General features: G+C 43.9%; 9 protein-coding genes. 3 read left to right on the plus strand and 6 right to left on the minus strand.

What is annotated here, in order from left to right:
* Nucleotides 1–38: 38 nt before the first annotated feature.
* The 3 genes from AACQ83_RS08615 (at nt 39) to AACQ83_RS08625 (ending at nt 7,120) form a co-directional block, all read left to right on the plus strand.
* The gene (locus AACQ83_RS08615; protein WP_112878592.1) at nt 39–4,481 is read left to right on the plus strand and encodes a hemagglutinin repeat-containing protein; all 4,443 of its coding nucleotides are present in this window, start codon (nt 39–41) and stop codon (nt 4,479–4,481) included.
* 1,384 nt (nt 4,482–5,865) lie between these two features.
* Nucleotides 5,866–6,858, plus strand: coding sequence for an inner membrane protein YhjD (gene yhjD, locus AACQ83_RS08620; protein ID WP_112878593.1), 993 nt, complete (start codon nt 5,866–5,868; stop codon nt 6,856–6,858).
* Between the two features lie 55 nt (nt 6,859–6,913).
* On the plus strand, nt 6,914–7,120 hold the full coding sequence (locus AACQ83_RS08625) for a 2-hydroxymuconate tautomerase family protein (protein ID WP_049584069.1): 207 nt from the start codon (nt 6,914–6,916) through the stop codon (nt 7,118–7,120).
* A 42-nt stretch (nt 7,121–7,162) separates the two neighbouring features.
* On the opposite strand, the gene AACQ83_RS08630 is transcribed toward AACQ83_RS08625, so the two are convergent.
* The 6 genes from AACQ83_RS08630 to dppB all read right to left on the minus strand — a co-directional run bounded on the left by AACQ83_RS08630 (nt 7,163) and on the right by dppB (nt 13,702).
* A complete protein-coding gene (locus AACQ83_RS08630) occupies nt 7,163–8,653 on the minus strand; it encodes an insulinase family protein (RefSeq protein ID WP_112878594.1) in 1,491 nt (496 codons plus the stop codon).
* Between the two features lie 178 nt (nt 8,654–8,831).
* Nucleotides 8,832–9,539: a HAMP domain-containing protein gene (locus AACQ83_RS08635; RefSeq protein ID WP_112878595.1), complete on the minus strand. Its 708-nt coding sequence runs from the start codon at nt 9,537–9,539 to the stop codon at nt 8,832–8,834.
* A gap of 224 nt (nt 9,540–9,763) precedes the next feature.
* Nucleotides 9,764–10,783 carry a dipeptide ABC transporter ATP-binding subunit DppF gene (dppF, locus tag AACQ83_RS08640; RefSeq protein WP_112878596.1) on the minus strand — a complete coding sequence of 340 codons (1,020 nt, stop codon included), beginning with the start codon at nt 10,781–10,783 and terminating at the stop codon, nt 9,764–9,766.
* The gene (gene dppD / locus AACQ83_RS08645) at nt 10,780–11,760 is read right to left on the minus strand and encodes a dipeptide ABC transporter ATP-binding protein (RefSeq protein ID WP_011144700.1); all 981 of its coding nucleotides are present in this window, start codon (nt 11,758–11,760) and stop codon (nt 10,780–10,782) included. Before dppD ends, dppF begins: the two co-directional genes overlap by 4 nt.
* A 12-nt stretch (nt 11,761–11,772) precedes the next feature.
* Nucleotides 11,773–12,672 (minus strand): dipeptide ABC transporter permease DppC, encoded by a 900-nt coding sequence (gene dppC, locus AACQ83_RS08650; RefSeq protein WP_112878597.1) that lies wholly within the window; start codon nt 12,670–12,672, stop codon nt 11,773–11,775.
* A 10-nt stretch (nt 12,673–12,682) separates the two neighbouring features.
* Nucleotides 12,683–13,702, minus strand: a complete 1,020-nt coding sequence (dppB, locus tag AACQ83_RS08655) for a dipeptide ABC transporter permease DppB (RefSeq protein WP_112878598.1) — start codon at nt 13,700–13,702, stop codon at nt 12,683–12,685.

Raw genomic sequence — 13,702 nt, forward strand, 5'->3', positions numbered from 1 at the left:
ACACACAATAATATAACTAAATAGATAGAGATTAATGTATGAAAAATAAAAAATTCAGGTTATCCCCTACCGGCAAGCTCGCCGCTTCTATGGCAATCATTCTTGTCTCTTGTTCTACCAGTTTTGCCAGTGAAATCGTTGGTGGCGGCGACCCAGCACACCATCCCGATATTTTCGCTGCCGAAGGTAAAGCAACGGTTGTGAATATCGTGACGCCCTCCTCTTCCGGGTTATCACATAACCAATATCTGGATTACAACGTCGGTCAGATGGGCGTCGTTCTAAATAATGGGCTAGAGGAAGGTCAATCACAATTGGCGGGGCAGCTTACCGCTAACCCTAATTTAAATGGTCAAGCCGCTAGTCTGATTCTGAATGAAGTTATCAGCAGGAACCCTTCCCTATTATTAGGTCAACAGGAAGTGTTTGGTATAGCAGCAGATTATGTACTGGCAAACCCGAACGGCATCACCTGTAATGGATGTGGTTTTATCAATACTAACCGTGCTTCTCTGGTTGTGGGTAATCCATTGGTAGAACAAGGTAATTTGCAAGGTTTCAGTACGTTTAACAATCAGAATAGCCTGAAAATTAAATCGGATGGTTTAATCGCCAATGCGATCCTTGATCTTATCGCCCCGAAAATTGATAACCGGGGGCCAGTCACCGCTCAAAAAGAGATTAATGCAATCAGTGGTGAAAATAAAACCTCAGCCACAGGAGAAGTCATTGATTCTCAGCAAGCGTTAACCGGTGTGCTGGACAGCTATTATCTGGGGAGTATGCAAGCCGGGCGTATCCGTCTACTCAATACCGCAAAAGGCAGTGGAGTTAATTTACAAGGTACTCTTACTGCCAGTAATGAGATTATTGTTGATTCCCACGGCAATCTCAATTTAGAAGCAGCACATCTACGAGGTGGGAATGTTGATCTCTTGGGTAATGATATTGAGGTAAAAGGTAAAGTCAGCGAATCATCATATAGCCGTGATGGTAGCAATAATTACCAAAGCTATTTCAGCGGTTCTTATACCAATGATAGTAAAAGCAGTCAGTCACTCACTCGTACTAAGCTTGAAGGCAAAAATATTTCATTAGTCGCCAATAGTAATAACCGGATTACAGCCACGGATATCGTAGGTGATGATGTGAATCTGAGTGGTGCTAATCTCACTTTAGATGGGCAACAATTAAAGCAATCCACTAAAAATATTAATAACCAACAGGGTTATTCCTGGCACCATGAGGTCACTCAGGAAAGTGAAAAACTGCATCAGGCAGGAAACAATATCCAAACCAAAGGAAATGCGAGCTTAAATGCGACGAAAGGTGACGTTAAGATCCTTGGCAGCAAAATAGATGCTAAAGGTGAGCTAGCGGTTACAGCGAAAAAAGGTATTCAAATTGCCGGTCTGACTGAGACAGAAAAAAGCTCGGAAACAGGTCACAAAAAAAATCACACGGCTAAATTGCAGACCGGAAGTTGGGAAGAGAGTAAACAGACCGAGCGTTTGATTGCCAGTGAATTACAAGCAGGAACTAATCTTAATATTAAGGCAGGAACTCAAGCTGAAATTCTTGGGGCGAAAGTCCATGCAGGTCAAAATCTGACATTAGAAGCCGGTAAACAACTGCAAATCGATGTTCAGAAAACGGCTGATAACCGGGCTGTACGTGATGATAAAAAATACTGGGGAGGTGTCGGCGGCGGCGGGAATAAAGACAACAGTGAGTTGAAAGAAACCAACCATGCATCTGAATTGACAGCCAATGGGCGTTTATTGCTGTCAGGCTATGAGGGTATCGCCATTACCGGCAGCAAAGTGAAGGCGGTCCAAGGGGCTTTTGTAAATGCTAATAGTGGCGAATTAACCATCGATAATGCGGTCAGTCATATCAATCACAAAGTTGATGAGCGAACAGGCACTGTACTCAACATCACTAGCGGTTCAAAAAGAACCAATAGCCAGCAACAGAAATCTCACGGCAGCGAGTTGGTTTCTGAAGCAGATCTCAAATTACTCAGTGATGAAGATATCAAGATTATTGGCAGCCAGGTGCAAAGTACCGGCGCACTTAGCCTGAACACATCCGGTAATATCAAGGTGCTCTCTTATGGCGAACAGAAACAGGTTGATAGACAAAGCACCTATCTAGAGCCGCAAGTCCACTTCCAACCAAAGGGGGATAAACAGTATCGTGCCGGAATAGGTATTGAGCATACCAGTAACAGTCAAAAAAATCAGACGATAACACAGCAAGCTTCCACGTTGAGTGGAGATAGCATGACTATCGATGCTGATAAAGATGTCACCCTGCGTGGTTCCAATCTGGTGACGACTACAGGTGATACTAAGATCACCGGCGCGAATGTTCATCTGTTAGCTGCGGATAATAAAAAATCCGAAGAGAAATCTCAGAGTAAAACGTACGTTGGGGGTTACCTTACCGGAGGAGTTGATAAATTTGGTTCTGGTATTCATGGTAACTATGAAGGTAACAATAACAATCATACCAGCACGACTGCCGTTGTTTCTGGTTCTCAAATCGCAGGTAATTTGAACATTAAAACCAACGGCGAATTGGTTCAGGAAGGGGCGAACCATAAAGTCAATGGCACTTATACTGCTGAGGCAGGTAAGGTAAGCAATCTGGCCGTATCGAATACGGAATCAAATACCAATCGCAAACTACAGGCTGGCACAGATATTGGCGTCAATGTCGATTATAGCGCTGTTACTCGACCAATTGAGAAAGTGGTTAAAGAACCCGCTAAGTCTGCGCTGGATAGCACTTTAACCAAAAAAGGCACACCTAATTTCGGCGCGGATATTGCCGCCAACGGCAGTAGCATCCAGACCACAGATAAAAAGTCCGAAGCAGTTGTGACCTCTGTTCAGGCCAGCAATATTGTTATCAGAACCAATGGCGAACTGTATGATCAGGGTACTCAATATCGTGCTGATAAAGGTAACGTTACACTGACTGCCGGTAGCCATAACAGTAAAGCAGCACAGAATCACCACGAAAGCAGCCACAGTGAAACCCGCGGCAATGCTGACCTACGTGTTTATACCACCACCGGTGAAGATATCTCCGGTAATGGTAAAGGCAAAGGCGGCACACAAAGCAGCCATACCGCGACAACCGAAGCAGTAACCAGCCGGATTACCGCCGCGGATGACATTAATATCCGTGTCGAAAGGGACGCTGAATATCAAGGCACATCTCTGAATACTGGCGCTGGCAAAGCCAATATAGATGCTAAAGGTGATATCCGTTTTGATAATGCCACCAATAGCACGACGAAAACAGCAACCGGTTATAACGGAGAAGCATCTGCTAAAGGGGGAAACTCGCCAGAGGGCAAGAATGTTCATATCGGTCTTGGCGGCGGTTACAACACAGATAGCAAAAATAGTACCACAGCTCAGGTAAGTGAAATTGGCGGTAAGCGAGGTGTCAACCTGAGTGCGGGCAATAACTTGACGTTGCAAGGTGTTCAAGTGACCGGTAAGCAAATCGACTTGAACGCTAAACAAGGTAATGTTGAACTGGTATCTGCTCAGGACCGCGTTAACAACGATAGCTGGGAATTTAACCTGAAAGGCAATGGGGGGAATACAAGCTCGATCAAGAAAGCGGAAGATGACAGTACAACCACCACCACAAAACAGAGCCTTGGCGGGGAAGTCAAAGTAGGGATTGATCGCCTGCAAGCAACAACCCAACGTAATAGCCATATTAAAGGTGAAAATGTCGTGATCAACAGCGGCGGTGATACGACAGTTGCCGGAACACGAATAGAGGCGGATCAGGTAAAAGGCAGTATTGGTGGTGATCTACGAGTTGAAAGCCGTAAGGATACTGAACATGGGTTAAATGCCGGTGTTGATGTTGGAATGAATTACACCAAAGAATCCAAAGTAAAAAGTGACGATATCCCTAAAGACGAGTCAACTAAGGATGATTCGTCTAAAGACGATGTGTCGAAAGATGAGGTATTGAAAGATGATCCATCTAAAAACCCAACCGAAGAGCCACAACCGAAAGGATGGCAGGACAGATTAACCTCTGCATTTAATAGTCTTAATAATATTAAAGGGATTAATGGGGTTACAGGTAAACTCAAAGGTAATGTTGATATTAAAGATCGGGAAAATGTCGGCGAACAATCGGCTATTTCCGGTAATCAAGGGGTTAATTTAGATGTAAAAGGAAATACCCATCTGATTGGCGGGCAGATTGGTAGCGAGAAAGGCAATGTCATTCTTAATACCCAAAGTGTGGAACAACAATCTGTTACTAGTTATGACAATAGTAAAGGCGGTAACGTTGCATTACCTGATTCTGTGAGCGGAATTGTTAAGGCAGTTCAGGAAGGTGTATTGTCCGGTAAAATACCTTTGGTGAAAACTTATAGTAATGAAACCGAAAGTAGTACGATTAATGGCGAAATAATCAATCGTAAATCTGATTAATTTTTTCTTTTATAAAAGATCCTTCAAATGAGGGATCTTTTTATTTTCATTCATATCGAATATCTTAATAATTTTCATTGACCATATTAATGGTTTTTTATAATGTTAAAAAATCAACAAATGACTTGGGAATATAATGATGTTTAGAATTTACAAGCAAACTTTAGAACATAAGAACTACTATAAATGCCTATTCCAATAGGCGTAATTGTTGCAGGCAGTTTGAACACGGACAGCGCGGAAAAACCGGAGCGTACACGTAGTACGTGAGGATTTTGAGCACTGCCCAGGTTCAAAATGGCAAATAAAATAGCCTTATTGGGATAGGCAGTCAGTCACAGATTAGAATAAAAGGAGCATTTAGGAAAGAAATTATTTGTTCAAATATATTCATTGCATATATTATTTTATGACCGTATTTAATCTCAATAATCCATTATTTAGATATGTGGATTACGTTATGATAATAATTCTAGTTACTACGTTAATAAGCATATCTGTTAATATTAGCAGAGCATTTAATATATTGATAAGCGAATATAAACCAGAGGATATTAATTACTCTAACGAAAAGATAAAAACCTCACACAAAATATTAATTTCAATTATCTTAATAGCTATTTCAATGTTAATGTGGATATCAATCTCATATTTACCCAGCATTATTATATATAATTTTTCGTTAAAAGTGTTTTTATTTATGATTATCAGCATATCAATATACCTAATCATGAAAATGTTTAATCAGAGAGTACTCACTACGCATGAATAAGGAATAATGACCAAATTAATTATTTGTTGTAAAATAAAAACATAATAATTTCTTATTCAGAAAGAATTATTCCACCCAATATGGATATCAACTCAATACAAGTGCGCCTTATACTTTGAATTGTCAAATAATAAGCCGCCACAATGAAAGCGGCTTTTAAATAAATCCAGCATCAATATTTTTTTATTTCCTTTGAAATTTGATAAATATTTTCTATACCGATAGAACATTCATCATCTGAAGCTAAAGTCGTTGTTATGAAACTGAGTTTATCCCTAGATTTATTGGTAAATATTATATGATACATTTTCCTATAAATCGGCTGAAATAAGTATCATCAAACCCACGTTTATCATTTAATAATTTGTCTCTTTCATCTTTGGCTATTTCACGCTGTAGAATAATAGCCTCTTCAATTTTATTTAATTTCTCAGAAAGAATTAATGAAAGATTAAGTTTTATCCGTGACTATCGTCCGGAAAATCTCTCCTCGTTAGGCTGATGGCATATCACTGTGACAAGTGCCCCAGATTTGACAACGGAATCATCTCGTAGAAGTATGGCATGATGAGATGGCTCATATTCATACAAGGTAACTATTTGAGGCTATACATGCCAAAGCGTGCAAAAAAACAGGAAACAACCCAACATCAGCAGGAAAGGTTATCCAGAACACCTTTGGAGAAAGGCATTCACCACGGTAAAAAAGCGATTTCTCTGACGGTCAGAGTAGGAAATTATATCCGCAATATTCCTATTATCGCCCACTTTATCCGTGCAACGCTGCGTTTTAATGATCGGATGGGTAATCAGTTTGGCGCCGCAATAACGTATTTTTCCTTTTTATCACTTATTCCAATCCTGATGCTCTCTTTCGCCATTGCCGGTTTTATTCTGGCCTCTAATCCCGATTTGCTGGCAAAACTGATTAATGGTATCGCCAACAGTATTAGTGATCCGACTCTTGCCAATACACTGAAAAATAGTGTCGATACGGCAATTAAACAACGTACTACCGTGGGATTGACCGGTTTGGCAATTGCGCTGTATTCCGGTGTGAATTGGGTCAGTAATTTACGTCAGGCCATTCTTGCCCAATTCCACCCTGTCTGGATGCGAAATCAGGAAGATAACGAGAAGATCTATTTTAAATATCTTCGTGATGCTATTTCTCTAATTGGGCTATTATTAGCACTGGTAATCACGCTATCACTGACCTCTATCGCAGGCTCCGCCCAAGCAACCATTGTTAAGATGTTAGGATTAGATGGCATTGAATGGCTGCGTCCATCCTGGTTCCTGATTGGATTGGCCATTTCTATTTCAGCCAATTATCTGCTTTTCCTATGGCTATTCTGGGTATTGCCTCGCCACCAGCCAGAACGTAAAGCATTATTGAGAGGGACATTAATGGCAGCAATAGGCTTTGAAGTGATCAAATATATTATGACCATGACGTTACCACGTCTCGCCAATTCCCCTTCTGGCGCCGCATTTGGCTCTGTTATCGGCCTGATGACATTTTTTTATCTTTTTGCCCGCCTAACGCTGTTCTGCGCTGCCTGGATAGCCACTGCGGATAATAATTATAAAAATACCGAATAAATGTGCCCTGGCAGAGCGATCTGCTAATAATAACCCAATGAATAAGGAGCTATTTATGCCGTTTGTTAATATCAGAATTACCCGTGAAGGTGCTACAGCAGAACAAAAGAAACAATTAATTGAAGGTGCTACTCAGTTACTGGTCGATGTATTGGGAAAAAATCCGGCGACAACTTTTGTCATTATTGATGAAGTCGATACTGATAATTGGGGAATCGGCGGTAAGAATGTGACTGAAATTAGAGCTGAAGCTAAAAAGTAGTCTCCAATGATGAAGGGCGGTATTACCCGCCCTTTTACCTCTTTAAGACGCTTTTGCATCAGGCTTAGATATCGGTGGTTGTGCCGGAATGTCAACTTTATCCTTATGTGGCGTCAGCGACATAATCTGATTAAAGCTGTTTCTTAACTGGTCGACATCCATCTCCGCTTCCCCTTTCGGTTGAATCAGAATAAATGCAACCTCTTGCGAAAGGATCTGCTTCAACTCACGATTAAGCATTTCAGGAGTCAATGAAGCTAAAAATGCTTGTCTCAAACGCTGATATTGTTCAGGAGCGATATCCACCACATTGCTCTGTTGGGACAAAAGGCGCTGATTAATCAGAATATCCGTGCTGGTATGAGCATACATGGCAAACAACTGGCTGAGTTGTGCTTGTTTTTGCGCATATAGCTCATCAAACTGCCCCTTCGGCAATCCTTTATCGCGTAGTGTGACCAATTCAGCCGCCAGATACTCCATTGCGGGTTTTAAATTACCAGCTGCCGTGTTGAGATTCAGGGCACAACTCGCACGATGATACTGGACTTTACAATCCAGCCCCAATTTCAACGCCTTATCATTTTTTCTTTCCAACCCAAGTTGCAGATAGCGATAAATTGCCTCGCGGGCAATATCACTAATCCAATAGTGATTAAGCACATGTGAATCATTAATCGGCTGCCAATTGAGATCCCAAATCAAGGATAAAGTATCTTCTTTCTTTTTATCGCTGATAATCCCTATGGTCTCCGGTTTCATCGGCGATAACGCTGCAATGGTGGCCGGAGTATGACGTTTACCTTTCAATGATGAAAACGCTTGGCTGATATTCTCCGGCAAAGTACGGCTATCCACATGGCCCGCAACGTATAACGTCATCATGTCAGGGGTATACCATTGCCGGTAAAACTGCTTAAGCTTCTCCAAATCAATAGGCTGAGGCGCGTTTTGCGCCGGATCATGCCCTAACAGCGTTGAACCTTTCAAACGTCTACGCCACACAGGATCTTGTATATCTGGAGGATAGGTTGCAACGGATGTATCAGCCATTTTCATGGCATGTTGTAGAGTCTCAGGTGTAAATACCGCTTTGCCCGCTGCATCAGCCAACCAGTTCAATGCATCTTTTAGTAGTTCAGACCGATTATGTGGCAAGCTCAAGCTATAGAGTGTGAAATCATATGAAACAATAGCTGGAGGCAGCGGGTATTTTGGATCAATAGCACTGTCCCATAACTGCTCTAATTTGGTAGAAGATAAGCTTTTGCTACTAAAGAGCACGACTTTCGGAATCAACCAGGTATAACCCGTTTGTTGGGTTTTCTCCGCCAGTGACCCTGTTTTCACGACCAGGCGCAACTGTATTCTGTCGTTAGGACGTTGTGGCGTCTGCAAAATTTGCCAGTTAAAACCGTTTTCCAATTTACCTTGTTTCCAGGCAGGGTCAGGCTGCAAGGCTTCTGCCTGCGTCTGGCCCGCAACTGCCAGCATTATCCCACCAATAAAATAACGAATTTTCGTACCCTGCATGTGAACCCCTATAAATGTCTATCCTTGGTTTTAGCCTTCGAAGGTTTAACCATTGATGACAGAATATGTTCCCTTCGACCAATAATAACGGTAGAAAAAGCAAAAACCTGAATTTTAGCAGGCGAAATCCTGTCAGGATTATAACTGAGGATTAGACCTCAAACCGCCATGAATGGTTTCATGATGACGGAGGTTTATGCTTATTAAATTGACGATTATATCCCCTGATCAGCATACCCAGTTCATCATCCTGATGGTATTTAGGGCAAGCCATTGGCTCTGATGGTTGATCGTTATTAAGATCCCGCGCAATGTCTCGTAATGGGCGCACAACAATCCGGTTGATACACCAGCTTATCGACACCGTAAGGATAAGGGCCAGTAATAAATAAGTTGTCAGCATCAGCGCCAACGTATTAATGACAAAACGATATACTCGGTTGGAATCCACTTGCAAAATCAGATGCCCTAGCGGTTTAGCATCTGTCGATACTGAACCATAAACATGAAGAGGAATACTCACTTCCACAGGGATCCCAAAAACACGTTTAGCCAGTTCGGGGATCGAGCGATGGGTAGCAAAGCTCAATCGTATCACCCGGATATCCTCCGGTAACACCACATCCGCACGTCCTAAAATACCTACAGTGCGCAGCCCTATCAGCAACTCTTTTGCTTTACTGAGATCGGAATTAAGTAGTGCTTCCGTTAAAGGTGCCTGTACCTGAGCTGCCGCATTATTAAGCTGGCTGACATAATCATCTTTACGTTGCTGTATAAAATGACACAATTGGATCGTAATAAAAATAGCAATGGTCACCAGCGTGACGCCGGTCACTGCGGCCATCTGTTTAATGGTTAACGAACGTTTGACGCGCAATTTCATTTTTACTTAAACCAATGCCTGTGGATATCGCAGTTATAACACGTGATCAATGGAATTGAGTATACTTGATTTTATCGCTAGCGATCCTGTTTCACTTATCCAAGTCGTTATTTCTCTGAAATAATTGCCTTTGGTGGCTATCAGAAATATAAGTAAATATTTAAATGGTGATAATGGCTAACCCATTATCACCAAAGATGTTTTATTGAATAATTGCCAACCAATTATTCCACCGCAACATTTTCATCCTGATCAACCGCAAAACAGGCAATCAGTTGATCACTATATTGATTCAATTTTGGCTGAAACTGAGTACAAATGCTAAGTGCCCGGCGACAACGAGCGGCAAATGCACAACCGGGCGGTGGATTCATTGGGCTTGGTAATTCGCCGGTCAATTTTATCCGTTCACGGCGTAATTCAGGATTCAGCCTTGGCGTTGCTGATAATAATGCCTGTGTATAGGGGTGACGTGGATGACTGAAAATCATCTCCTTACGGCCTTTTTCCACACAACGACCGAGGTACATCACCATCACTTCATCAGCGATATGTTCAACCACAGACAAGTCATGGGAAATAAAGACATAAGAGAGTCCCAACTCTTGTTGTAAGTCCATCATCAGGTTCAACACCTGCGCCCGCACCGAGACATCCAACGCAGAAACCGGTTCATCCGCAATCACCACATCCGGGTCCAACATTAGGCCACGAGCAATCGCAATCCGTTGGCGTTGACCACCGGAGAACATGTGCGGATAACGGCTGTAGTGTTCGGTTTTTAGCCCCACTTTTTCCATCATCTGCAACACTTTCTCTTTACGTTCCTGTGCGTTCAACTTGGTATTGATCCGCAGAGGTTCTTCCAGGATCTGCCCAACTTTCTTACGCGGATTAAGTGAACCATAAGGATTCTGAAACACAATCTGGATTTTCTGACGACGTAGCTTTTCAGAATCTTTATTGGGTACCAGCAGATCTTGCCCCTGATAATAAAGCTCCCCGTCGGTTGGCTTTTCAATCATCGTCAGCAATCGCCCCAGCGTGGATTTACCACACCCCGATTCACCAACAACTGCCAGCGTTTTTCCCTTTTCCAATTCGAAAGAGACCCCATCCAACGCTTTTACCGTTCTAGCAGGTGAAAAGAGCCCCCCTTTAATCGGATAATATTTTTTCAGATCTGTCGCTTTTAATAACGGCACAGTGGATACTTGCTGCGCCGGATAAAGGTACTCACTCATACTGTCGGCCTCCCCGCATCATCCAACGGTATATGGCATTTCACCTGACGTTCTCCCACCGTTCTTAATTCCGGTTCCACCTGACGACAATGGTCATTTGCATATGGACAACGTGGATTCAGTAAACACCCGATAGGCCGGTCATATTTCCCCGGCACAACACCCGGTAAAGAAGCAAGACGGGATTTATCCGTAGCAAATTCAGGTAATGCCCGGAGCAACGCCTGAGTATACGGATGACGTGGTGCCCGGAAGATTTCCGATGCCTTGGCGGATTCCACCACCTGCCCGGCATACATCACGATAATATGATGAGCGGCTTCTGCAACCAATGCCAGGTCATGGGTGATTAATATTAGCGCCATATTTTCCCGTTGTTGCAACTCCAACAACAGTTCAATAACCTGCGCCTGAATGGTGACATCTAAAGCGGTTGTCGGTTCATCAGCAATCAGTAATTTTGGCCGGCAAGCAATCGCCATTGCGATCATGACCCGTTGGCTCATACCACCCGATAATTGGTGCGGATACACATCCAGACGCGATGCAGGATCCGGGATACCGACCAAAGTCAATAGATCAATCGCCCGCTGGCGGCGAGTACGACGATTGCCGCCTTGATGCACTTTCAGCGCTTCCATAATCTGAAACCCAACGGTATAACAGGGATTCAAACTGGTCATCGGATCTTGGAAGATCATTGCCACTTCCGCACCAACCAGTTGGCGACGTTCTTGTTCGGAAATTTTGGTCAGATCACGCTGGTTAAATTCCAGCTTGTCAGCCATCACTCTACCCGGATAATCAATCAATCCCATTACAGCCAATGAACTGACCGATTTACCTGAACCAGATTCTCCAACAATCCCGACAACCTGCCCTTGCTCCACCCGGTAACTGATGCGATCAACAGCGCGGAATGGTGCCTCTTCGTCTCCGAAGTGAACCGATAATTTTTCTACATTTAACAGTGCCATTTCGCCACCTCACTACTGCTTGAGTTTAGGATCAAGTGCATCACGCAAACCGTCGCCCATCAGGTTAAACGCCAACACTGTCAGCAGAATCGCCACCCCCGGGAACGTCACTACCCACCAGGCACTTTGTGCAAACTGCAATACATCAGACAGCATTGTTCCCCATTCCGGCGTGGGTGGCTGCGCCCCCATCCCCAGAAAACCCAAAGCAGCCATATCAAGAATGGCATTAGAAAAACCCAGAGAAGCCTGCACAATCAGCGGCGCCAGACAGTTAGGCAGAATATTGATAAACATCTGGCGCATGGAACCCGCTCCCGCCACCTGTGAAGCCGTCACATAGTCACGGTTAACTTCTACCAACACCGCAGCACGAGTTAAACGGATGTAATGTGGCAGAGACACAAAGGTCAACGCCAGTGAAGCATTGACAATGGATGGCCCAAATATCGCCACCAGCACCAAAGCCAGCAACAGGCTTGGCAATGCCAGCATAATATCAACGATACGCATGATGATGATATCCACCACACCACCGAAATAACCCGCCAGCACTCCCAGAACAACCCCCATCAACAGGGATAGCACCACCACCAGACAACCTACCAGCAATGAAAGCCGAGCGCCGTACATCAGACGTGAAAGTAAATCACGCCCAACATCATCAGTACCCAGAATAAACTGCCAACTTCCCCCTTCCTGCCATGCCGGCGGCGTCAGCAGAGAATCGCGGAACTGTTCAGCCGCACCGTGTGGGGCAAGCACCCCCGCCAACAGAGCAACCAACAACATCAGCACAATATAAACCAGACCGACAACAGCCCCTTTATTGCGCTTAAAGTAATACCAGAACTCCTGCATCGGCGTCATAATCTTCGGCGCACTGTTTGCAGGCTCAATCACTTGAGACATAATGTGCTCCCTATTTCTTATGTCGGATACGCGGGTTAACGATGCCATATAACAAGTCAACTATCAGGTTAACCAAGATGATCATGATCGCCACCAGTAATACGCCTCCCTGAACCACCGGATAATCCCGGCGTTGAAGGGCATCGATCAGCCAGCGTCCAAGCCCCGGCCAAGAGAAAATAGTTTCAGTCAGGATCGCCCCCGCCAGCATAATGCCCACCTGCAAGCCGATAACGGTTACAACCGGCAGCAATGCATTGCGAAGCGCATGGACCACAATCACACGAATACGACTCAAACCTTTAGCGCGTGCAGTACGGATATAATCTTCACCTAGTACTTCCAACATAGAAGATCGGGTCATACGGACAATCACCGCCAGTGGAATCGTCCCCAAGACAACGGCAGGCAAAATGATATGCATCACCGCATCTTTAAAATCACCGGTTTCACCCCAGAATAGTGTGTCGATTAGCATAAAACCTGTTAGTGGATAACTGTCATCAAGGAAAACACTGTCGCTTATCCGACCAGATACTGGTGTCAGATCCAACTGAACAGAAACCAGCATGATCAACATGATCCCCCACCAGAAGATCGGCATAGAGTATCCGGTTAGAGAAAGGCCTACCGAAGTATGATCAAAAACAGAACCCCGCTTTACTGCCGCCAGGACACCAACGGGAATACCGACAGCAATAGCGAACAACATAGCGCATATCCCCAGTTCAAGAGTTGCCTTGAAACGGGGAACAAACTCTTCCCACACAGAGATACGACTTTTCATGGAGATACCAAGATCACCATGTAACACATTACTTACATAATGAAAGTATTGCTGCCAAAGTGGTTTATCCAACCCCATTTCGGCCATTAGCTGGGCATAGCGCTCAGCCGATATTCCACGTTCCCCGGCCATAATGGTCACCGGATCGCCGGGGATCATATGGACAAAAGCAAAAGTCAGTAAAGTAATGCCAATAAACGTTGGGATTACCAACCCCAGACGTCGGAGTATGAACTGCAACAT

The organism is Photorhabdus sp. S10-54 (assembly GCF_963878145.1).
Lineage (GTDB): Bacteria > Pseudomonadota > Gammaproteobacteria > Enterobacterales > Enterobacteriaceae > Photorhabdus > Photorhabdus kayaii.